Annotated in this window: 21 protein-coding genes; 7 read left to right on the top strand and 14 right to left on the bottom strand. The window is 70.1% G+C overall.

All coding sequences use genetic code 11. From position 1 onward, the window contains the following. Window positions 1–9: 9 nt before the first annotated feature. From KOI35_RS09395 to kduI, 6 genes are all read right to left on the bottom strand, one after another. Window positions 10–987, bottom strand: a complete 978-nt coding sequence (locus tag KOI35_RS09395; protein ID WP_215785699.1) for an ABC transporter permease — start codon at window positions 985–987, stop codon at window positions 10–12. After that, on the bottom strand, window positions 984–2,495 hold the full coding sequence (locus KOI35_RS09390) for a sugar ABC transporter ATP-binding protein (RefSeq protein WP_215785698.1): 1,512 nt from the start codon (window positions 2,493–2,495) through the stop codon (window positions 984–986). The genes KOI35_RS09395 and KOI35_RS09390 overlap by 4 nt, the downstream gene beginning before the upstream one ends. After that, on the bottom strand, window positions 2,492–3,493 hold the full coding sequence (locus tag KOI35_RS09385) for an ABC transporter permease (RefSeq protein ID WP_215785697.1): 1,002 nt from the start codon (window positions 3,491–3,493) through the stop codon (window positions 2,492–2,494). The genes KOI35_RS09390 and KOI35_RS09385 overlap by 4 nt, the downstream gene beginning before the upstream one ends. Then, the gene (locus KOI35_RS09380; protein ID WP_215785696.1) at window positions 3,490–4,557 is read right to left on the bottom strand and encodes a sugar ABC transporter substrate-binding protein; all 1,068 of its coding nucleotides are present in this window, start codon (window positions 4,555–4,557) and stop codon (window positions 3,490–3,492) included. Before KOI35_RS09380 ends, KOI35_RS09385 begins: the two co-directional genes overlap by 4 nt. A gap of 62 nt (window positions 4,558–4,619) precedes the next feature. Continuing rightward, complete coding sequence (gene kduD, locus KOI35_RS09375) at window positions 4,620–5,372, bottom strand: 2-dehydro-3-deoxy-D-gluconate 5-dehydrogenase KduD (RefSeq protein WP_215785695.1); 753 nt, start codon at window positions 5,370–5,372, stop codon at window positions 4,620–4,622. After that, on the bottom strand, window positions 5,369–6,148 hold the full coding sequence (gene kduI / locus KOI35_RS09370) for a 5-dehydro-4-deoxy-D-glucuronate isomerase (RefSeq protein ID WP_215785694.1): 780 nt from the start codon (window positions 6,146–6,148) through the stop codon (window positions 5,369–5,371). Before kduI ends, kduD begins: the two co-directional genes overlap by 4 nt. A 189-nt stretch (window positions 6,149–6,337) precedes the next feature. On the opposite strand from kduI, the gene KOI35_RS48820 reads away from it, so the two are divergent. Beyond that, window positions 6,338–7,114 carry an IclR family transcriptional regulator gene (locus KOI35_RS48820; protein ID WP_215785693.1) on the top strand — a complete coding sequence of 259 codons (777 nt, stop codon included), beginning with the start codon at window positions 6,338–6,340 and terminating at the stop codon, window positions 7,112–7,114. 65 nt (window positions 7,115–7,179) lie between these two features. On the opposite strand, the gene KOI35_RS09360 is transcribed toward KOI35_RS48820, so the two are convergent. Then, window positions 7,180–7,401, bottom strand: coding sequence for a tautomerase family protein (locus KOI35_RS09360; protein WP_215785692.1), 222 nt, complete (start codon window positions 7,399–7,401; stop codon window positions 7,180–7,182). A 193-nt stretch (window positions 7,402–7,594) separates the two neighbouring features. Here KOI35_RS09360 and KOI35_RS09355 point away from each other — a divergent pair, with 193 nt between their 5' ends. Next, complete coding sequence (locus tag KOI35_RS09355; RefSeq protein WP_215785691.1) at window positions 7,595–8,839, top strand: lectin; 1,245 nt, start codon at window positions 7,595–7,597, stop codon at window positions 8,837–8,839. Here KOI35_RS09355 and KOI35_RS09350 read toward each other — a convergent pair. From KOI35_RS09350 to KOI35_RS09340, 3 genes are read right to left on the bottom strand one after another with little or no spacing between them, the layout of a single operon-like run. Continuing rightward, window positions 8,832–10,097 (bottom strand): outer membrane protein assembly factor BamB family protein, encoded by a 1,266-nt coding sequence (locus tag KOI35_RS09350; RefSeq protein ID WP_215785690.1) that lies wholly within the window; start codon window positions 10,095–10,097, stop codon window positions 8,832–8,834. The genes KOI35_RS09355 and KOI35_RS09350 overlap by 8 nt on opposite strands. Next, window positions 10,097–10,771, bottom strand: a complete 675-nt coding sequence (locus KOI35_RS09345; RefSeq protein WP_215785689.1) for a response regulator — start codon at window positions 10,769–10,771, stop codon at window positions 10,097–10,099. Before KOI35_RS09345 ends, KOI35_RS09350 begins: the two co-directional genes overlap by 1 nt. Then, complete coding sequence (locus tag KOI35_RS09340) at window positions 10,768–12,312, bottom strand: sensor histidine kinase (RefSeq protein ID WP_215785688.1); 1,545 nt, start codon at window positions 12,310–12,312, stop codon at window positions 10,768–10,770. Before KOI35_RS09340 ends, KOI35_RS09345 begins: the two co-directional genes overlap by 4 nt. Before the next feature lie 78 nt (window positions 12,313–12,390). Between KOI35_RS09340 and KOI35_RS09335 the strand changes: the two genes are divergently transcribed. Beyond that, on the top strand, window positions 12,391–13,335 hold the full coding sequence (locus KOI35_RS09335) for a Bug family tripartite tricarboxylate transporter substrate binding protein (protein ID WP_308120879.1): 945 nt from the start codon (window positions 12,391–12,393) through the stop codon (window positions 13,333–13,335). Window positions 13,336–13,391: 56 nt separating this feature from the next. Here KOI35_RS09335 and KOI35_RS09330 read toward each other — a convergent pair whose 3' ends face one another. From KOI35_RS09330 to KOI35_RS09320, 3 genes are read right to left on the bottom strand one after another with little or no spacing between them, the layout of a single operon-like run. Beyond that, window positions 13,392–14,927, bottom strand: coding sequence for a tripartite tricarboxylate transporter permease (locus KOI35_RS09330; protein WP_215785687.1), 1,536 nt, complete (start codon window positions 14,925–14,927; stop codon window positions 13,392–13,394). After that, the gene (locus tag KOI35_RS09325) at window positions 14,924–15,505 is read right to left on the bottom strand and encodes a tripartite tricarboxylate transporter TctB family protein (RefSeq protein ID WP_215785686.1); all 582 of its coding nucleotides are present in this window, start codon (window positions 15,503–15,505) and stop codon (window positions 14,924–14,926) included. Before KOI35_RS09325 ends, KOI35_RS09330 begins: the two co-directional genes overlap by 4 nt. After that, window positions 15,506–16,513 (bottom strand): Bug family tripartite tricarboxylate transporter substrate binding protein, encoded by a 1,008-nt coding sequence (locus tag KOI35_RS09320; protein ID WP_215785685.1) that lies wholly within the window; start codon window positions 16,511–16,513, stop codon window positions 15,506–15,508. It abuts the gene before it with no gap. Between the two features lie 265 nt (window positions 16,514–16,778). On the opposite strand from KOI35_RS09320, the gene KOI35_RS09315 reads away from it, so the two are divergent. Beyond that, window positions 16,779–17,327: a Uma2 family endonuclease gene (locus KOI35_RS09315; protein ID WP_215785684.1), complete on the top strand. Its 549-nt coding sequence runs from the start codon at window positions 16,779–16,781 to the stop codon at window positions 17,325–17,327. A 142-nt stretch (window positions 17,328–17,469) separates the two neighbouring features. Next, the gene (locus tag KOI35_RS09310; RefSeq protein ID WP_215785683.1) at window positions 17,470–18,294 is read left to right on the top strand and encodes a YwqG family protein; all 825 of its coding nucleotides are present in this window, start codon (window positions 17,470–17,472) and stop codon (window positions 18,292–18,294) included. A gap of 39 nt (window positions 18,295–18,333) precedes the next feature. On the opposite strand, the gene KOI35_RS48815 is transcribed toward KOI35_RS09310, so the two are convergent. Continuing rightward, window positions 18,334–19,080 carry a (2Fe-2S)-binding protein gene (locus KOI35_RS48815; RefSeq protein ID WP_215785682.1) on the bottom strand — a complete coding sequence of 249 codons (747 nt, stop codon included), beginning with the start codon at window positions 19,078–19,080 and terminating at the stop codon, window positions 18,334–18,336. 80 nt (window positions 19,081–19,160) lie between these two features. Between KOI35_RS48815 and KOI35_RS09300 the strand changes: the two genes are divergently transcribed. After that, the gene (locus KOI35_RS09300; protein WP_215785681.1) at window positions 19,161–19,889 is read left to right on the top strand and encodes a ThuA domain-containing protein; all 729 of its coding nucleotides are present in this window, start codon (window positions 19,161–19,163) and stop codon (window positions 19,887–19,889) included. Further along, window positions 19,886–20,941 carry a Gfo/Idh/MocA family protein gene (locus tag KOI35_RS09295; protein WP_215785680.1) on the top strand — a complete coding sequence of 352 codons (1,056 nt, stop codon included), beginning with the start codon at window positions 19,886–19,888 and terminating at the stop codon, window positions 20,939–20,941. The genes KOI35_RS09300 and KOI35_RS09295 overlap by 4 nt, the downstream gene beginning before the upstream one ends. The last annotated feature ends 3 nt before the right edge of the window (window positions 20,942–20,944 follow it).

The raw sequence follows: 20,944 nt of genomic DNA, 5'->3' as shown, positions 1-20,944 counted from the left end.
CGTTTCCAATCACTTGATGATCGACACTTTCGACTTGTCGAGGGTGAGAGCGACGGCGACGACGATGATCGCGCCGTAGAGGATCTGCTCGTACGCGGACGGAACACCGACGATCGGCAGGCCCACCCGCAGCAGCGTCACGACCAGCGCGCCGGCCAGGCTCCGCCACACGCTGCCGTGACCGCCGGTGATGGCGGTGCCGCCGACGACGATCGCAGCGACCGCGGGCAGCAGCAGGTTGTCGGCCATCGTGGGCCCGCCGCTGAACTGGCGGGAGACCAGCATGACCGCGGCGAGCCCGGCACAGGCACCGGAGACCGCGAACGCACCGATCTTGACCAGGTCGACCGGCGTGCCGGCGAGCCGGGCGGCCGACTCGGCGTACCCGGTGGCCGAGACCCAGCTCTGCAGCGGGGTGACCTTGAGGAGCAGGGCGATCAGCGCGACCACGAGGACCGCGACCATGAACGACATCGGCACGTAGCCGGCGACGTAGAGGTCGAGCCACTTGACCGTCGAGTCGTCCACGACGCGTACGGTGCCGGCGCCGGAGACGACCAGGGCGACCGCGGACAGGATGCTCATCCCGCCGAGGGTCACGATGAACGACGGAATCCGCAGTAACACGTGCGCCGTGCCCTGCAGTGCGCCGATCAGCGTCGCGACTCCGATGACCGCGAGTGTGGCCAGGCCGCCGAGGTTCGGTATCCACAGGGCCAGGAAGACGGTCGACAGCGAGGCCAGCGCCGCGATGGACAGGTCGATGCCGCCGCAGAGGACGACGATCGTCGCCCCGGCGGCGAGCAGGATGAGCGGCGCGGCGGTGCGCGAGACCGCGGTCAGGCTGCGCTGCGTCAGGAAGTCCGGGTCGGCGACGGTCAGGGCGGCGATCAGCGCGACCAGGGCGATGATCGGCATGAAGCCACTCAGGCGCGGGCGCTCCTTGACGGCGACGGGAGCGGCGGCGGTGGCGGCGGAGGTGCTCATACCATCTCTTTCACGAGGTCCAGAGGGCTCGGCTTGCCGCCGCTGGGGCAGGCGACCTCGGCCGCCACCCGTCCGTCGTTCATCACCAGGATGCGGTCGGCCATGCCGATGGCCTCCTCGAGGCTGTCGGCCAGCAGCACGGTGGCGACCCCGCTGGAGGCGAGCTCGCGCATCAGCCGGTACACCTCGGAGCGGGCGCCGATGTCCAGGCCGCGGGTCGGGTGGTCGAGCAGGAGCAGCTTGACGTCGCCGCCGATCAGCCAGCGGGCCAGGACGACCTTCTGCTGGTTGCCGCCGGACAGCCGCCCGATGGCGGTGTCGCGACGCGGCGTACGGATGGAAAGCCGTTTGATCCAGCTGTCGACCAGGGCGGCCTGCTTCTTCGGGGCCACGAACGGCCCGGTCAGGCGGGGCTTCTGCTTGGCCAGGGTCATGTTGTCGGCCACCGACATCGAGCCGACCATGCCCTCGATCTTGCGTTCGGCCGGCACGTAGCCGATGCCGGCGGCGCACGCGGCCCGGGTGCTGGGCAGGTCGACCTTCGTGCCGTCCATCCGGATCTCGCCGGCGGTGGTCGGCTCGGCGCCGAACAGCGCGCGGCAGACGTCCTCCCGGCCGGACCCGTGCACGCCGACGATCGCGAGGATCTCGCCGGCCGCGACGTCCAGGTCGACGTCGTGGAACGACTTGCCGGACAGACCGCGTACGGAAAGCCGGGGTTGATCCGCAGTGACCGGCGTGGCGGCGTTCTCGTGATAGTGGTCGTCGGAGCCGGTCGAGCCGATCATCATCCGGTGCAGTTCGCGCGGGACGGCACCGGCCGTGGCGACCTCACCGACCGACTGCCCGCTGCGCAGCACGGTCACCCGATCGCAGACGTCCAGCACCTCGTCGAGACGGTGCGAGACGAAGACGACCGAGGCGAACTCGCGGAGCCGGCGGATCTGCGCGAACAGCGTCTCGATCTCCTTGGACTCCAGCACCGAGGTCGGCTCGTCCAGGATGATCACCGGCGGATGCTGGCTGCGCTGCTCGATCCGCAGCACCTTGGCGATCTCGACCATCTGCCGCTCGGCGAAGGTGAGGGTGTCCGTGCGGGCCAGCGGGTCGATCGGCGAACCGATCTTGTCGAGCTGTTCCTGGGCCAGGCGGCGCATCTCGTTCCAGCGGTAGATGCCCCGGCGGACACCCGCCCCCTCGCTGCCCAGCACGATGTTCTCGGCCGCGGTCAGGTTGGGCACCAGGGACTGCTCCTGGAAGACCATCCCGATGCCGTGGTTGGCGGCGTCGACCACGTTGCGCAGTTTGACGGCCTGACCGCGTACGAAAATCTGGCCTTGATCCGGGGAAACCAGGCCGACCAGCGCCTTGAGCAGCGTGGACTTGCCCGCGCCGTTCTCGCCGGCCAGGCCCAGCACCTCGTTCGGCCGGACCACCAGGTCGACGCCGTCGAGGGCCTTCACGCCCGGGTAGTGCTTGACGAGACCGCGGACCTCCAGCGCGTTCACTTGACCACCTGGTTCCTTCGACGCTGCGGGATGACCGCGGCGGCGACCGCGGCCACGACGATGACGCCCTCGACACCGCCCTGCCAGTACGGGCTGACGCCGACCTGCACCAGGCCGTTCGTGAGCACCATGACCAGCAGGACACCGACGGCGGAGTGCAGGACGCCGCCCCGGCCCCCGGTGAGCAGGGTGCCGCCGACGACCGCGGCGGTGATGGCCGAGAAGTCGTAGCCGTTGCCGGCCTGGACCAGACCGGCGCCGAGCTGGCTGGTCACCATCACCCCGCCCAGCCCGTAGAAGGCACCGGCCAGGGCGAAGACCGCGACCTTGTACGGCCGTACCTGCACCCCGGAGAGGGTGAGCACCTCCTCGGCGCCGCCGATCGCGTAGGCGTACCGGCCGAGCCGGGTGTACCGCTGGATCAGCCAGCCGAGCAGGATGCAGGCGACGGCGATCCAGGTGAGATAGGAGAAGCCCAGGAAGCGCTCGACGGCCCAGCCCTTGAGCGCGGCGTCGGAGATGTTGGGCTGGACGCCGGCGAACATCAGGGTCGCGACGCCCAGCCCGACGGCCGACACCCCGAGCGTGGCCATGAACGACGGCACCTTGAGCAGGACCAGCGCGAGCCCGCTCAGGCAACCGAACGCGCAGCCCAGCAGGACGGCGGCCAGGATGCCGAAAAAACCGAAGTCGTTGCCGTTGCGGTTGTTGGCCACCAGGAGGGAGACGGTCAACGCTGATGCACCCATCACCCCGGCTGCCGAGAGGTCGATCGACCCCATCATCAGCACGAAGGTGATTCCGCAGGTCACGACGGCGAGCACGGCAGCCGAGTCGACGATGTTCTGAACGTTGCCGAAGCTGCGGAACTGCGGGCTCAACGCCGCGAACACGCCGAAGATGACGATCAGCGCGACCGGTGGGCCGGCGTCCCGGAACGACGCGCCTCGCCGAGAGCTACGGCGAGGCGCTGGGGCGACCTCGGTTGTCACGGTCACGTCAGGGGACCGACCTTACGGTTGAAGACGTTGCCGCACTCGAAGTCGGCCGGGTCGGTCTTGGGCTGAGCGAACTCGGCCGCGTTGTCCTTCGTGATGAGGAACTGCTTGGCGAAGAACGCCCGGTCGTCGGCCGGGGTGTCGGCCACCTTCAGCTTGCCGGTGGCGTAGCAGAAGCCGATGGCGAGGCCGATTCCGCCCTGCCAGGCACCGTCGCTGGAGACGGTGGCGGTCATGTCGCCCTTCTGGATGGCGGCGACGGCGTCCGGGACGGCGTCGATGCCGGCGACCGCGACCTTGCCCGTCTTGCCGGCCTGCTGCAGGGCCTCCAGAGCGCCGAGCGCCATGTCGTCGTTGGCGGCCCAGATGCCCTTGACCTTGTCGCCGTGCTTGGCCAGCAGCGTCTTGGTGACGGTCAGCGCCTCGGCCCGCGAGAAGTTGGCCGCCTGCTGGTCCAGCAGCTTCATGTCCGGGTTCTTGGCCAGCGAGGCCTGGAGACCCTTGAACCGGTCCTTGGCCGCCGCCGTGTCGAGGACACCCTGCAGCGCGATGATGCCGCCGGAGCCGATCTTCTCGGCCAGGGCGTCACCGATCTGCTGGCCCGACTCCTCGCCGTTGTAGGTGATGTGGCTGAGCCAGGTCTTGTAGTCGGCCGGCTTGAGGTCGGCCGGCTTGTTCCACTGCGTGACCAGGAAGGCACCGGCCTGGTCGGCGCCCTTGACGATCGGCGCGGTGTCCGAGTCGCCGTTCGGCAGCACGTTCATCACCAGGCACTTGGTGTCGCCGGCCAGGATCTGGCTGATCTGCTCCTGCTGCTTCGTCGAGTCGCCGCCGTAGGTGAGGCGCTCCTGGGTGAGACCGACCGACTTGGCGAAGGTGTCGCCGCCGGTCAGCCACGAGGCCTCGTACGGGTTCGACTCGTTGCGGACCTGGCCGACCAGCCGGACCTTCGACGGGTCGCAGGCACCGTCGGCCGCGGCGGTGTCGCTACCTCCGCCGGCCTGCTGCTCGGAACAACCGGCCAGGACGGCGGCGGTCAGGGACAGGCTCACTATGACTGCCATTTTCTTCATTTATCGGCCCTCACTCAGTTCTTCGGTGGCTGGTTCTTTCGATCGGGCCCGGTTCAGCGGGCCATCCACCCCCCGTCGACGACCAGGACATGGCCGTTGACGTAGTCGGAGGCGGCGGAGCTCAGGAATACGGCGGATCCGGCGATGTCGGAGGCGTCCCCCCAGCGGCCGGCCGGGATGCGTTCGAGGATCGACCGGGAACGGTCGGGATCGGCCCGGAGCGCGGTGGTGTTGTCGGTGGCGATGTAGCCGGGCGCGATGGCGTTGACCTGCACGCCGTGCGGACCCCACTCGTTGGCCAGGGCCTTGGTGACTCCGGCGACGCCGTGCTTGGCGGCGGCGTACGAGGCCACCCGGATGCCGCCCTGGAAGGAGAGCAGGCTGGCGATGTTGACGATCTTGCCGTGCCCGCGTTCGGTCATCGGGCGCCCGAACGCCTGGCAGAGGAGGAACAAGCCGTTCAGGTTGATGTCGACCACGCGGTTCCACGACTCGCGGCTCACATCCACCGAGTCCTCGCGCTCGATGATGCCGGCGTTGTTCACCAGGATGTCCACCTGCCAGTTGCGGTTCACCTCGGCGACAACCCGCTCGAGCGCCTCATGATCGCTGACGTCGAGGTCGACGACCTCCACCTCACGGCCGAGATGAACTACCTGGTCCCGGGTGGTCTTCTGGGCTCCCGGCCGCCCCAGGAGGACGAGGTCGGCGCCCGCCTGAGCCAGTCCGAGAGCGATGGCCTGCCCCAGACCCCGGCCCGCGCCGGTCACCACAGCGCGGCGACCGTGCAGGTCGAAGGGGGTCACAGGTCCTCCAGCGCCACCGGGCTCAGGTCCGTGTAGTCGTTGTTCTCGCCGCCCATGGCCCAGATGAAGGCGTACGGGCCGGTGCCGACGCCCGAGTGGATCGACCACGGCGGCGAGATGACGGCCTCGCGGTTGCGCACCGTCAGGTGGCGGGCGGCGCCCGGCCGGCCCATCAGGTGGAAGACCCGGTCGTTCTCGTCCAGGTCGACGTACAGGTACACCTCGGTGCGCCGGTCGTGCAGGTGCGGCGGGAAGGTGTTCCAGACCGAGCCGTCGGCGATGACGGTCACGCCGAACTGGAGCACCGAGGTCTGCAGCTCCTGACCCCAGGCGTAGCGGTAGAGGCTGCGCTCGTTCGCACCGGCCGGAGTACCGAGCTTGACCGGCTCGATCTCCGCGTGGGTCAGCAGGGTGGTGGGGTAGGTCGCGTGCGCCGGGGCGGAGACGAAGTAGAACGCCGCGTCCTCGCCCGCGAAGACCACCTCGCTCCCCCGGCCGACGAACAGTCCGTCGAGGTGGTCGAGCTCGAACTTCTCGTTGTCGACGAGCACGTGACCGGCCTGCCCGACGTTGATGATGCCGAGTTCCCGGCGGGCCAGGTGCGACTCGGTGCCGAGCACCTCCCAGGCGGGCAGCTCGAGCTGACCGGCCCCGGGAACCGCACCGCCGACGACCAGCCGGTCGTCGTGGGTGTAGACGCCGCGGACCTCGCCGGCGTGAAACAGGTCCTCCGCGAGGAAGTTCTTACGCAGGTCCGCGGTGGTCGCCGTCTCCACGCTTGACGGCGATGCGGAGTACCTAACCTCGATCAAAACTTTCTCCTCGCTTGTGAACCACGTTCAGCTACGTGAACTGAGGGCGACCATACATATGGCTCCGATCACAGGTCAAGGGGTGGAAGCCGGTCCCTGTATGTGAACCGTGATGTACTGTGAGCCGATCCCGACGACATCCCGGAGGCCTCGGTGGACAACGGCAGCCCCGCTACCTCACAGGTGAAATCCGCTGCGCGCGTCCTCGACGTCCTCGACGACATCGCCGCCAACGGGCCCGGGACCCAGCTGCAGCTGGCCAAACGCCTCGGCATCCCGAAGAGCAGCCTGCACGCGCTGCTGCGCACCATGTGCGCCCGCGGATGGCTCGACACCGACCAGACCGGCAGCGTCTACCGGCTCGGCGTGCACACTCTGACCGTCAGTTCCGCCTACCTCGACGGCGATCCGGTGCTCTCGCGGGCCGGCGCCGTGATGGACGAGATCGCCACCGCCACCGAAGAGACGGTGCACCTGGGCCGGATGGAGGGCGCGTCGGTCATCTACACGGCCAAGCGCGAATCCAAGCACCCGCTGCGCATGTACTCCGCGGTCGGCCGCCGTCTGCCGGCCTACACCACGGCGCTCGGCCGGGCGATGCTGGCCGAGATGCCCGAGGAGGCGCGCGGCGAACTCGTCCCGCACGAGATCAAGGCGCTCACCACGCAGACGATCACCGACCGGGACGCGCTGCTCGCGATCATCGACAAGGCCACCCAGGTCGGCTACGCCGAGGAGAGCGAGGAGTCCTGCCTGGGTGTCCGCTGCTTCGGTGTGGCGCTGCCGTTCTCCCACCGGTCGAACGACGCGCTGAGCGTCGCGGTGCCGATCAGCCGCCTCGACAAGGGCCGCGAAGACTTCATCATCGAGACGCTGCTGAGCGTGAAGGCGCGCCTGTCCGCCATGCGCGACAACCGTCTGGTGCGCTGACTTCCTTCTTTTCCCGTACGGGGGTTGCCGGGGCCGGGTTTCGGCCCGGCCCCGCGACGTGTCCGTCAGTTCGCGAACTTGGCCACCACGCCGGCGCGGCTGTCGTCCTCGCTGGCCAGCACCCCGCCGTTGGCCACGGTGTCCGGCGTGATCTCGGTGAACACCATCCGGACGTCCTGCGGCCGGGCCCCGAGAATCTCCACGGCGTGCTCGGTGACGGCGCGGGCAAAGGCCTTCCGCTGCTCCACGGACCGGCCCGCAAGCAACTCGACGGTGATGTTAGGCATGGGGCCCCACTTTCTCGGGTCGTCCACGAACTGGACCTCAGTTCACTAGCGTGAACGAACCTACCGTGATCCCGTTCGGCCTGGCAACGCATGCCGGGCCACGAGTTCGCATACATGACGCGGGTTCGATATACAGGCCGCCTCGACGCCTGTCCGCCAGGAGTGGGTGAGGCGGGCGATCGGGAGGTGGGTCATGCGGCGGTGGATGGTCATAGGGAGCGTGCTGACGCTGGGGGTGGCGTCGCTCGCGCTGCCGGCGCTGACCGCGGACGCGGCGCCGTTCTGTGTCGAGCCGGTCATGAACGTGGTGGCCCATGAGGACGACGACCTCATCTTCATGAGCCCCGACCTGCTTCCCGACGTCGCCGGGAACGGATGCGTCACGACGGTCTATCTCACGGCGGGTGAGGCCGGCGGGAACCGGGACTACTGGGAGAGGCGGGAGGCCGGGGCGAAGGCCGCGTACGCCACGATGGCCGGCGCCGCGGACGCGTGGACCCGCAGCACGATCCCGGTCGGGAACCGGTCGGTCGAGGTGTCGGCGCTGCGCGGCCACGACGACCTCCGGCTGATCTTCCTGCGTCTGCCCGACGGGATCCCGGACGGGCAGGGGTCCGACACCTACGGACAGCAGAGCCTGCAGAAGCTGTGGAACGGCGAACTCGGCACGATCACCTCGGTCGACGGCCGGGCCTCGTACACGAAAACACAGTTGATCGGGGTTTTGACCGGTCTGATGAACGCGTTCCGGCCGCGGCACGTCCGGGTCCAGGACTACGTCAACGACTTCGGGGACGGCGACCACAGCGACCATCACGCCGCGGCTCGTTTCGGTTTCGAGGCCCAGAAGGCCGCCGCCACCGACCATCGCGTCACCGGCTATCGCGGCTATCCGGTCTCGGAGCAGCCCGAGAACGTGACCGGCGACGCGCTGGCCGCCAAGGCCGCGGCCCTGTCCGCCTACGCCGAGCATGACGAGAACGTGACCTGCCCCGACGACGCCGGCTGCGACCCGATGTACCGCGAGTGGCTGCACCGCCAGTACACGGTGTCAGCGCTCCCGGCCGGCAACGAGATCCGCGGCTACGCGGGCAAGTGCCTGGATGTCCGGGGGCCGAGCACGGACAACGGCACCCCGGTGCAGATGTGGGACTGCGTCGGCGTCGCCAACCAGCGCTGGACTCTCACCAACGACGGCCGGCTCGTCGGCTACGGCGGCAAGTGCCTCGACGTCCGCGGTCCCAGCACCGCGAATGGCACCCCGGTGCAGATGTGGGACTGCGTCGGCGTGCCCAACCAGTCCTGGGTCTTCACCGACGGCGAGATCCACGGCTACGCGGGCAAGTGCCTCGACGTCCGCGGCCCGAGCACGGACAACGGCACCCCGGTCCAGATGTGGGACTGCGTGGGCGTCGCCAACCAGAAGTGGGTCAGCTGATGGCGGTGACGGTCAGGGTGTTGCCGCGCGAGCAGAGCAGGTAGCCCGCAACGCCCTGGCAGTCCTGCTCGGCCAGGCGGTCGACTGTGCCCAGCGGGGTCTGCCGGCCGTCGGCCAGGTCGAGGCGGGTGACCGCGGTGCGATCGGAACGGGTTCCGGTGGCGCGCAGCAGGATCAGTGAGCCGGGCTCGCCGGCCACGAACGCCTCCTGGCCGCCGAGCGGACGGCCGATCGTGCGGCCGGTGGCGGCGTCGGCCAGGACCGTCGAGGCCGAGGCCAGGTTGGCGCCGGCCGAGAGCAGCAGACGGCCGGCGCCGACGTCCCAGACGAACTTCATGTCGTCGCGCCGCCAGAGCTCGTCGCCCGTGACCGGGTCGCGGCCGGCCACCCCGCGCACGCCCGCCGTGCAGATCAGCGGGCCGCACGTGGTGACGTACCCGATCAGCTCGTCGGACTGCCACAGCTGGCGCAGGTCGGCCGCACGGTAGATGGTGGCCACGGTCTGGGCGGACGCCGTCCGGACCACCACCAGCTGGGCGCCGGCCGGGAAGGACGTCGCCGAGTACACGCCGCTCCACGGGATGCGGCCGCGGTGGCGTACGGAACCGTCGTCGTAGTTGTAGACGGTGGCGTCGCCGGTGGCGGTCACCGTGACGATCGAGGTGGGCCGGCCGTTCTCGGTGATCGTCGCCCATTCCTCGGACGGGGTGATCGCCCGCCGCCACACCTGGCGGCCGTCGCGGAGCCCGACCAGGCGCAGGCCGGTGGTCGCCCCGGCCCGGCCGGTCTCGGTGAGCAGCACGCCGCGGTCGGCCGAGGCCCCGGTGGTCTGCCAGAGTCGTGCACCGGTGGCGGCGTCGAGCGCGATCGTGCGGGGTCCCAACGTGCGCGGCAGCGGGCCGGTGGTCACCAGGACGACATCACCGACCGGCCTGATCCCGTACGCGTCACCGGTCGGCGTTGCCCATCGCAGGCGCCCGGTCGGCAGGTCATAGGCGACGACCTCGGCCGGTCCGGACGGGCTGCTGCGGTTCAGGTAGACCGTCCGGCCGTCCAGGGCGACGGTGTCGCTCGGCTGCAACGCCGTCGTCCAGAGCGGCCGCACCCGGGACGGCGCCGGCGGTGCCGAGGCGGTCAACGCGGCCACGCCCACCACGGTCAGGACGACCAGCGCGATCCGGCGCAGCCGAGGCAGGTTGACCGGCGCGGCCGCTTCATCGGAAGCTGACCCCGCATGATCGAGGTCGATGAGGGTCATCAGCCGATCCAGCGGTAGCGGCGTTGCGGGCGCCCCGCCGACCCGTACCGTAAACGCACCTCGGCCTTGCCCGCCGTGACGAAGTGCTCCAGGTAGCGGCGGGTGCTGACCCGCGACAGGCCGATGCGCTCGGCGCACTCCGAGGCGGAGAGGTCGGCGTCGCTGGCTCGCATGGCTTCGGCGATCAGGGCGGACGTGTCGGCGGTCAGGCCCTTCGGCAACGGGGCGTTCGTCGTGCGCAGGGCCACGAACAAGTCGTCGACCCCGGCCTGGTCGACGTCGGTCGAGCCGGCCAGGCGGCCGTACGCGGCGGCGTAACGCTCGAGACGGTCGCGCAGGACGTCGAAGGTGAACGGCTTCAGGACGTAGTGGACCACTCCCCCGTGCAGGGCCGTCCGCACGGTGGAGACGTCGCGCGCGGCGGTCACCGCGAGGACGTCGGGGCCCTCGCCGTCGCCGGTCTCGCGCAGGCGGCGCAGCACCTCGAGGCCGCTCAGATCCGGTAGGTAGATGTCCAGCAGCACCAGGTCGGGGCGCAGCTCCTCGATCCGGGTGAGGGCGTCGGCGCCGGTGTGCACCACGCCGACCGTGGTGAAGCCGGGGATCCGGTCGACGAAGCCGCGATGCACCCGGGCCACCATGAAGTCGTCGTCGACGACCAGGACGCGGATCATGAGATGCCCAGGCGGGCGGTGAACGTCGAACCGGACACCTCGACCGAGCCGCCCCGGTGAGCGCAGATCAGGCGGATCATCGCCAGCCCCAGACCGTGGTGGCCCTGCTTCTCGTCCTTGGTCGAATAGCCCTGCTGGAAGATCCGCTGCGCGAGGGCGGGCGGCACGCCGGGCCCGCTGTCGGTGACGGTCACGATCACCTCGCGCTCGTCGGCCCGTACGGTAACGGAAATCGCACCACCAGGCTGCACCGCGTCGAACGCGTTGTCGACCAGGTTGCCGACCACCGTGACCAGGTCGGCCGACAGGCGGTCGCTCACCGCGGGCAGGTCGGTGCCGTCGCCGATCGACAGGGTCACGCCCTGCTCGCCGGCCAGGCTGGCCTTGGCGATCAGCAGGGCGGCCAGCGCGGTGTCGCCGACCACTTCGGTGACCTCGCGGTCGAGGCTTTCATGCAGTTCGCTCGTACGCGTGATGTAGCGGACCACCTCCTCATGCTCGCCCAGTTCGACCAGGCCGGCGATGGTGTGCAGCCGGTTGACGAACTCGTGGGCCTGCGCCCGGAGCGTGTCGGTGGTGTGCCGGCTGACGTCGAGTTCGCGGCGCAGCGCGGTGAGCTCGGTGCGGTCGCGGAGCGTGGTCACCGAGCCGACCGTACGGTCCCGCAGCACCACCGGCTGCCGGTTGAGCACGACCACGCGGTCGTCGCTGAGCACCACCTGGTCGACGCCGGACGAGCGGCCGGTCAGCACGTCGAGCAGGGCCGGTTCGAGGCGTTGCTCCTCGAGGGAACGGCCGACCAGGTCGGTGGGCATGCCGAGCAGCCGGATGGCCTCGTCGTTGGCCAGCGTCACGCGGTGCGCCGGGTCGGTGCCGATCACGCCCTCCTTGATGCCGTGCAGCATCGCCTCGCGGTGCTCGACCAGGCCGGCGATCTCGCGCGGTTCCAGACCCAGGGTCTGCCGCTTGACCCGGCGGGCCAGCAGCAGCGAGCCCCCGGCGCCCAGGGCCAGACCCAGGACCAGGTACGTCAGCAGGTTGGCGACGGCCGTGCCGAGCTGGTCGATCAGCGTGGGATAGACGCGGCCCACGATGATCAGGCCGATGAAGCTACCGGTCTGCTCGTCGAGCACGGGCACGTGGGCCGCGAGGGATTTGCCGCCGTCGGAGATCACGCCGACCCACGACCGGCCGGTCAGCCCGGTGCTGGTGCCGAGCGGGGCGCTGCGACCGGCGTCGGGCCCGGTCACGATCGTGCCGGCCGCGTCGGTGACCAGCACGTAGGAGGCCCCGGACACGGCGCGGGCGCTCTCGGCGACGGTTTCCAGAGCCTCGCGACCGAGAGGATTCCCCAGGCCCAGCCGTACGGTCCGGTTGATCGCGGTGTTCTCGCCGACCGAGCGCAGGCGCTCCCCCTCGACGCGCCGGAAACTCGCGTCGGCCTCGGCGATCGACACCGCGGCGACCGCGCCCACGACGAGCAGCACGATCGCCAGTTGCAGGAGCAGCAGCTGACCGGCGAACGACAGGCGATGCCGCACGGCAGACCTCCAGGGGAAGGGGTAGCGTCCCACAGCAAAATGTTTCCGGTCGGTGAACGCAAGAGGGAGGGGCGGGCGGTGCGACGACGGACCCTGCTCGGCGGCGCCCTCGCGGCCACTCTCGCCGGGTGCGCCGAGAGCGACGACGGCCTGCGCCTGATGGTCCCCAACCCGCCCGGCAGCGGCTACGACATCACCGCCCGGGTGCTGGCCCGCGCCCTCGATGCGTCGCGCATCGCCCGCGGGGTCGAGGTGTTCAATCTGCCCGGCGCCAGCGGTGTGGTCGGGCTGCGGCGGCTGGCCTACGAGCACGGCAACGGCCGGCTCGTCATGTTGATGGGTCTCGGGCTGGTCGGCGCCGAGCTCGCCTCCGGCCAGGTCGCCCGGCTCGGCGAGACCACGCCGGTCAGCCGCCTGGTGCAGGAGCCGGCCATCGTCGTGGTCCATCGCGATTCGCCGTACGGATCCCTGGCCGAACTCGTCGAAGGCTGGCGCGCCGATCCCGGCCTCCGGGTGGGCGGCGGCTCGGCCGTGGGCGGTCCCGATCATCTGGCCGCGATGTTGTTCGCCGAAGCGGTCGGCCTCGCGCCGGCCCGGGTCGCCTACACCCGGCACGACGGCGGCGGCGATCTGCTGGCCGCGATCCTGAGCCGGGAGGTGGCGTTCGCGATGTCGGGGCTGAGCGAATACGCCGACCAGATCGAGTCGGGCCAGCTCCGCGCCCTGGCCGTGACCAGTGAGCATCCGGTGGGGCGGGTGGCGGTGCCGACCGTCCGGGAAGCCGGTTTCGACATCGTCGTCAACAACTGGCGCGGGATCATCGCCCCGCCCGGGCTGTCGGCGGCGGATGCGGGGGCGCTCCGGTCGATGGCGGACAAGCTGGCCGCTTCGCCGGACTGGGCCGCCGCCCGCGAGCGCTTCGGCTGGACCGACGCTTATCTGGCCGGAGACGCGTTCGCGACGTTCATCGCCGACGAGAGCCGGCGCGTCGCCCGGGTGCTGAACCGCCTCGGCGTCACTTAGACCGAGCAGGCACGGCCGCCTCGAGGACGGCCGTGCCGCGTACGGGAGCAAAGGTCTCAGTCGTCCTCCGCAAAGGTCAGCCGCTTCGTCTCGGCGGGGCGGCCACGCAGGCGGGCGACGATGCGCGGCAGGTAGGGCACGACCAGCGCCACCACGACCAACGCCAGCAGGATCGCGGTCAGCGGCCGCGACACGAAGACGGTCAGGTCGCCGTTCGAGACCAGCAACGCCCGGCGGAACTGCAACTCCATCATCGGGCCCAGGATCAGACCCAGGATCACCGGTGCGATCGGGAAGTCGAAGTGGCGCATGCCGAAACCGATGACCCCGATGACGTACGCGATGAAGACCTGGTTGACGCTGCCCGTCGCCGCGTAGACGCCGAGTGTGGCGAAGACCAGGATGCCCGCGTACAGGATCGGCCGGGGGATCTGCAGGACCTTGACCCACACCCGGATGAGCGGCAGGTTCAGTGCCAGCAGCAGCACGTTACCGACGTAGAGCGACGCGATCAGCGCCCACACCAGCTCGGGCGAACGGTCGAACAGCTGCGGGCCGGGCTGCAGGTTGAAGATCTGGAACGCGGCCAGCATCACCGCCGCCGTGGCCGAGGTCGGGATGCCCAGGGTCAGCAGCGGCACCAGCACGCCGGAGAACGCCGCGTTGTTCGCCGCCTCGGGACCGGCCACACCCTCGATCGCACCCTTGCCGAACTGGGCGCGGTTCTTCGAGCGGTGCTTCTCGTACGTGTACGACAGGAACGTCGGCACGTCGGCGCCCCCGGACGGCAGCGCCCCGAACGGGAAGCCGACCGCCGTACCGCGCAGCCACGGACCCCACGAGCGGCGCCAGTCATCCTTGCTGAGCCATGTTTTCGAGGAACCCGTGTCGATCGGCGTCACATGTTCGGGCAGGCTGTGCATGCGACTGGCGATGTACAGCGTCTCGCCGATCGCGAACAACCCGACGATCACCACCACGACGTCGATGCCCTCGAGCAGCTCCATCGTGCCGAACGTGAAGCGCGCCTGCCCGGTCAGCCCGTCGATGCCGATGACACCGAGGAACAGACCGAAGATCAGGGACAGCATTCCCCGTACGAGCGAACGCCCGACCAACGCCGTGACCGCCACCATCGCGAGCAGCGCCAGAGCGAAATAGTCGGCGGCCCGGAAGGTGGTGGCCAGTTTCGCCACCGGCTGGGCGAACAGGCTGAGCAGCAACGTCGAGATGGTGCCGGCCACGAACGACCCGATCGCCGCGGTGGCCAGCGCCGCCTTGGCCCGTCCCCGCCGGGCCATCTGATAGCCCTCGATGGCGGTCGCGACCGAGGCCGACTCCCCCGGCGTGTTGAGCAGGATCGACGTGGTGGAACCGCCGTACATGGCGCCGTAGTAGATGCCGGCGAACATGATGAACGTGCCGATCGGGTCGTCCAGGCTGAACGTGACCGGCAACAGCAGCGCGATGGTGAGCGCCGGTCCGATGCCGGGCAGCACACCGACGAACGTGCCGAGGGTGACGCCGATCGCCGCGTACAGCAGGTATTCCGGCTGCAGGACGGTAGCGAATCCGCCGAGAAGTTCGCTCACAGCGGGAACACCCCCGCCGGCAGGAAGATGTCGAGCAGCCGGGTGAAGCTCAGGTAGATCGCGATCGGCAGGACGATCGCCACGATCACGTCACGCACCAGGTGGCGGCTGCCGAGCACCCGCGCGGTGAGCACGATGAAGAGGGCGGCGCTGACCACGAAACCGGCATATTCCAGAGCAATGGCAAAACCGACAAGCGTTCCCAGTACGCCGGCAGGCGCTCGCCAGCCCGGTTTGATCTCGGCCTCGCCGGGCTCGTGGCCCTCGGGGTCATGCTCGCCCGGCTCTTCGCGGTCGTCCTCCTCGGTCGAGTCGGCCGGCGCTTCCGCGGCGATCCCTGTTCCGGGCGCGTCGGCTCGCGGTCGCAGCTCGGTGAACAAGTAGTACGCGGCGGCCACGACCCACGCGACGGTCACCACGACCGGGGCCAGGCGCGGCCCCTGCAGACCGAAGTCGCCCTCGGCCGTCGCGGCCGACCACAGCAGCAGAACGCCGACGACCAGCAGGCCGGCGGCGAGCACCACGCCGGTGCGGCGGCCCTGGGAAGCCTGCCGCACCGGCTCGGTTCCTGACGACATCTAGCCGAGGCCGATCTCAGTCAGGACGGTCGTGATGCGCTGGTTCTCGGCGGTGAAGTACGCCGCCGCCTCGTCCCCGCTCTTGTAGAAGTCCTCCCAGCCCTGCGTCTTGAGCGCCTCGGTCCAGCCCGCCGACGAGTGCAGCTTGTCGACGAACGCGGTGACCGCGGTCTTGTCGCCGTCGCTGATGCCGGGCGGGGCGACCACGCCGCGCCAGTTCATCAGCTCGACGTCCAGACCCTGCTCCTTGATGGTCGGCGCGGGCTTACCCTCACCCACGTCCACACCGGTGGCGCCGGAGACGGCGAGGGCGCGTACCTTGCCCGCGGACACCAGGTCCTTGAACTCGCTCTGACCGGACACCGCCGCGGTCAGATCACCGGCGAGCAGGGCCGCTTTCGCCTCGCCGCCTCCGGAGTAGGCGACGTACTTCATGGCCTTGGGGTCGGCCCCGGCCGCCTTGGCCAGCAGCCCGACCAGGATCTGGTCGGTGCCACCGGCCGAGCCGCCGCCCCAGTTGATCGAGGCCGGGTTGCTCTTGGCGTCGTCCATGAGCTGCTTGAGCGACGTGTACTTGGAGTTCGCCGGCACCACGACGACCTCCTGCTCGGCGGTCAGCGTGGCGATCGGGGTGACCTGGTCGAGCTTGACCGGCGACTTGTTGGCCACCACCCCGCCGACCATGACCAGGCCCATGACCATCAGGTGGTGGGCGTCGCCCCGGTTCTTGGAGACGAGCTGGGCCAGCCCGATGGTTCCCGCCGCGCCGGTCACGTTGTAGACCTCGACGGCCTGGTCGAGCAACTTGCCGTCGGTCATCGTCTTCTGCATCGTGCGGGCGGTCAGATCCCAGCCTCCACCGGGAGCCGCCGGCACCATGAGCTGCAGGGTCTTGGTCGGGTAGGTCCCCGACGCGCTTCCGCCCCCGGCCGTATCTTTTTGACAGCCGGTGGCCGTGGTAGCTATGAGAGCCGCGACGGCGGTCGCGGTGAGAATCCTGGTCCGCACGAGCGGTCCTCCTCAGATCGGCGCGTTGCCGCACCGTTACGCGTGTGTTGCGCCGATGCTGCCGCCGACAGTGGCGTACGTCACCCTTACGGTCGTGGTGTTCGTTTAGGCCTTTTTGTTCACGGCATCGCGGAGCGGCCTCGAGTCCGCGTCGACACGCACCTTCGCCGCCGACACCGCACCCCACCGATCCGGCTGGTCGGCAGGTACCTTGGAGGCGACAGCCGGTCCGCGCACAGCTTTCGGAATCGCCGAGGGGGCAAAGGTGAGCGCTCAAGCCTTTGGCGCGAGCATGCCGACGCACGTGACCCTGAACGACGTCGCAAGAATGGCCGCCGCCGACGAGAATCACCGATACGAGCTGAGTCCTGAGGGAGTGCTGTCGATCATGCCCCCCGCAGACCCCGAACACGCGCTGTTGGTGATGCGCATGATTCTCTGGCTCGCGAGCCACGGCTACGAAGCCGAACAGATCGCTGCCGACTGCGGCATCGACGTCGGCGGCGGCCGTGTGCCTGACCTGACGGTGTGGGCCAGAGGCATGCCGCCTCGTCGTGCCCGGTCCAGTTATGCCGGCACGTCGGGGCTTCTTCTCGCCGTCGAAGTGGTCTCGAGCGGGTCCGAGGTCGTCGACCGGATCACCAAGAAGGCCGAGTACGCGAAGGCCGGCATTCCGCGGTATTGGATCGTCGAGCGTGACGGTGGAGCGACAGTGGACCGCTACGTCCTCAATGAAACCACGGGATACGAGCCTGACCCGGCTGGACCTCAGCCGCTCGCCTGGCTCCTGGCCTCAACCCCGGAAATCGTGTGAGTTCGAACTCCGCAGTCTGAACATCCGAGTTGCCGGCTGTGCTGCCAGAACCGAATCAGCGGTGCAGAACGCGTTGCCAGTGCCGACGGCCGTTCGTGGCCGGGGATCCGCACGCAGGTGCCGCGGCTGACAAAATGCCGCCGTGGGGATCTCGGAATCGATGTCGAATGCGGCGGCGCTGATTGCGGTGGCGCGTGCGACGCTGCCGCCGGCCGTAGTGGATGTCTGGATCGGACTGCTTCGGCCCGCGGTCCGGTTGCGGCTGGCCCGACCAGGCGAACAGGTTGTCGGGCAGCTGGGCGGATCGCCGTCGCTGCCGGACAGCATGCCTTGGCCACAATCGCCGGCGGGACTACCGCTCGGCTTCGTCGCGGGTATCGACCTGAGCCGGCTTCCCGTGACCAGCTTGGACATACCGTTGCCGGCTCACGGCACCCTGTTGTTCTTCTATCGGGAGCCGTCCTCGTCGGCGGCTGCCGTCGTGTCGGTGCCGACGGGGACGGCGACGAGTGAGCGAGCCGAACCCGAGGCCCCGGCCTACCCCGCAGTCGACCTGGCCGCTGAACTCGTCGCGACCGAACCGGGCTGGGACCACCCCGCCCTGAAGCGGGCCGTGGCGGAGCTGTCGGCCGCCGACCAGGAGTTCATGGCCGATCTCTACCGGTGCGACGACTTTCGCATCGAGATGGCGGAGCAGCTCGATCAACCACGGCACTACGTCGGCGGATACGCCCGTCCGGTGCAGGGCTCCGTCGAAGTCGACGTGGCGCAGCGACGCCTCGGTGGACGCTCCGAACCAGCCCTGCACGACGAAGCCCGGCGGTGGACATCCCTCATGCAGATCGACTCCGATGACGACGCCGACATGATGTGGGGCGACTGCGGCAGCCTCTACTGGGTGATGCGGCCCGCGGACATCGCCGCCCAGCGATTCGAAGCTGCAGCGTTCGTTACCCAGTGCTCGTGAGGAAAGCGACGAGCGAGGAAGCGACCGCTTGGAAAGCGGTCAGGTGAAACGGCTCAGGACCCGCTGCCAGTGTTGGCGCCGCTCGTGGTCGGGGACCAGCACGCAGTCGCCGCAGGTTCCGCCGCCCGGGATTCGGTAGTAGAGGCAGCAGTTCCGACGGGTCAGGAACCAGCGCGGCCGGGCCGGGTCGGGCCGCGTCAGGGTGGCCCTTCCGAGCAGCGGCGGCCGGGCGAGTGCCGCGTCGACCAGAGCGGCGGCCCGCTCGGCGGCCGGCGCGGAGGCGTTGTCGGCGATCATGCCGGCGGCGCCGCCCAGGGCCGACGCCACGTTGCCCCACAGCACCTGGGGCGACAACGTGTACCGGGCCTGGAAGGTCTCCAGGATCGGGGCGGTGAGCTGGTCTATCGCCGTACGGGAGAAGGAAGTGGACGTTTCGAGCGGGTCGTAGGCGATCGGCATCGGGCCGCCCTCGACCGGACGCCACCACAGCCGCGCCGGATCGGCCGCGGGCAGCTCGCCGGTCAGCGCGGCCGCGGCCAGCAACGGCGACACCAGCCGCGAGGCCAGGCCGAGGAAGATCGTGGACGCGACCACGCGCTCGCCGATCTCGTCGGCGCCGAGGCCGGACATGCGCATGAGCACGCGCTGCCCGGCGGTCACCCGCTCGGCCACCACGGCCGGATCGAGCAGCTCGGCCAGCGGACGCCACCCGTCGCCGGCGACACGCGGCTCCCACGCGAAGTAGGGCCCGAGCTGGGCGGCGGCCTCGAGAGCGGGGTTCGGCACGAGCCCACTCTACGGACGCCGCCCTTGTCTTCCCGGGGCCGGATCCGTAGCGTCGAAGCGCATCGACGGAAAGGACGTCCATGCCCATCCGTGTCACCGTCTGGGGCGAGAACCGCCACGAGCAGACCGAGGAAGACGTCGCCCGCCGGTATCCGAAGGGCATGCACACGGCGATCGCCGAGGGCATCGAGGAGAACCTCGGCGACGACTGCGTGGTGCGTACGGCGACTCTCGACGACCCCGGGCACGGCCTCACCGAGGAGGTCCTGGCCGAGACCGACGTGCTCACCTGGTGGGGGCATCAGGCCCACGGCGAGGTGGCCGACGAGGTCGTCGACCGGGTCCACCGGCACGTGCTCTCCGGGATGGGCCTGGTCGTGCTCCACTCGGGGCACTGGTCCAAGATCTTCGTCAAGCTGATGGGCACCAGCTGCACGCTGCGCTGGCGCGACGAGCACGACCGCGAGCTGATCTGGACGGTCGACCCGACCCACCCGATCGCCCGGGGCGTGCCGCATCCGATCGTGATCGACGAGGACGAGATGTACGGCGAGTTCTTCGACATCCCGGCACCGGACGAGCTGGTCTTCGTCAGCTCGTTCAGCGGCGGCGAGGTGTTCCGCAGCGGCTGCACGTTCCGCCGCGGGCACGGGCGGATCTTCTACTTCCGGCCCGGTGACCAGGCCTATCCGACCTACCACCATCCGGACGTACGGCGGGTGATCGCCAACGGGGTCGCCTGGGCCCGCACCGACCGGCCGGAACGCGCGCTCCCCGAGCTGCGCCGCTGGGCCGGACCGCTCGGATGAGCTTCCGGACCATCGACGAGAGCCCGCTGCCGGTGGTCCTGGTCGGCGCCGGCGGCTTCGGGCGGCAGTGGCTGGCGATGCTTCTCGCCGCCGACAAGAACATGGTCGAGCTCCGCGGCGTCGCCGACCTCGATCTGGAGGCGGCCCGCGCCGCCGCCCCACCCGGGCTGCCGGTGGGATCGGACCCGGTCGAGCTGGCCCGCCGCACCGGCGCGAAGGCCCTGATCAACGTGACCGTCCCGGCCGCGCATCATCCGGTCACCACGGCCGCCCTGTTCGCGGGGCTGCCGGTGCTGGGTGAGAAGCCCCTCGCCGAGAGCGTCAGCCAGGCGCTCTCGCTGCGGGCCGCGGCCGAACTCACCGGCGAACTGTTCATGGTCAGCCAGTCCCGGCGGCGCAACCCGCAGCTGGCCCGGCTACGTGCGCTGGTCGACGGGCTGGGCCGGATCGGCACGGTGACCACGACCTTCGCCCGCAGCGAGCGGTTCGGTGGCTTCCGCGATCGGATGGCGCAGCCGCTGCTGGTCGACATGGCGATCCACGCGTTCGACGCGGCCCGCTATCTGCTCGGCGCCGACCCGGTCTCGGTCTGGTGCCAGAGCTGGAACCCGCCGTGGAGCTGGTTCGACGGCGACGCCAACGCGGTCGCGGTGTTCGAGATGACCGGCGGCACCCGGTACGTCTACAACGGCACCTGGTGCAGTCCGGGCGAGATCACGTCGTGGAACGGCGCCTGGCGGATCAGCGGCGAGCACGGGACGGCGCTGTGGGACGGCCACGACGAACCGCTCCTGCCGGGCAACGCGCCGGACGACCCGTACGGGGGAATCGAAGCCTCTCTGCACGCCTTCGTCGAGGCGTTGCGCACCGGCGAGCCGCCCTCGGGCGAGGTGCACGAGAACCTGATGAGCCTGGCGATGGTGGAGGCCGCGGTGCTGTCGGCGGAAAGAGGTTTTCCCGTACGCCTCGAAGACGTGCTCACCGCGGCCCGCGACCGGGCCGTGACCGAGGAGGTCCGCCCCGACGTCCGTCGCCGCCTGATGGCGGGGTGACGC

The sequence above is a fragment of the Paractinoplanes bogorensis genome, assembly GCF_018829635.1.
Taxonomy (GTDB): domain Bacteria; phylum Actinomycetota; class Actinomycetes; order Mycobacteriales; family Micromonosporaceae; genus Actinoplanes; species Actinoplanes bogorensis.
The sequence above is the reverse complement of the archived record's forward strand: the minus strand, read 5'-3'. Positions and strand labels throughout refer to the sequence as shown.

What these genes read in the sequence shown, in the direction of transcription:
- KOI35_RS09395 (WP_215785699.1), bottom strand. Translation starts at nt 987, where the DNA reads ATGAGCACCTCCGCCGCCACCGCCGCCGCTCCCGTCGCCGTCAAGGAG.
- KOI35_RS09360 (WP_215785692.1), bottom strand. Translation starts at nt 7,401, where the DNA reads ATGCCTAACATCACCGTCGAGTTGCTTGCGGGCCGGTCCGTGGAGCAG.
- KOI35_RS09380 (WP_215785696.1), bottom strand. Translation starts at nt 4,557, where the DNA reads ATGGCAGTCATAGTGAGCCTGTCCCTGACCGCCGCCGTCCTGGCCGGT.
- KOI35_RS09355 (WP_215785691.1), top strand. Translation starts at nt 7,595, where the DNA reads ATGCGGCGGTGGATGGTCATAGGGAGCGTGCTGACGCTGGGGGTGGCG.
- KOI35_RS09295 (WP_215785680.1), top strand. Translation starts at nt 19,886, where the DNA reads ATGAGCTTCCGGACCATCGACGAGAGCCCGCTGCCGGTGGTCCTGGTC.
- KOI35_RS09300 (WP_215785681.1), top strand. Translation starts at nt 19,161, where the DNA reads ATGCCCATCCGTGTCACCGTCTGGGGCGAGAACCGCCACGAGCAGACC.
- KOI35_RS09325 (WP_215785686.1), bottom strand. Translation starts at nt 15,505, where the DNA reads ATGTCGTCAGGAACCGAGCCGGTGCGGCAGGCTTCCCAGGGCCGCCGC.
- KOI35_RS09345 (WP_215785689.1), bottom strand. Translation starts at nt 10,771, where the DNA reads ATGATCCGCGTCCTGGTCGTCGACGACGACTTCATGGTGGCCCGGGTG.
- KOI35_RS09350 (WP_215785690.1), bottom strand. Translation starts at nt 10,097, where the DNA reads ATGACCCTCATCGACCTCGATCATGCGGGGTCAGCTTCCGATGAAGCG.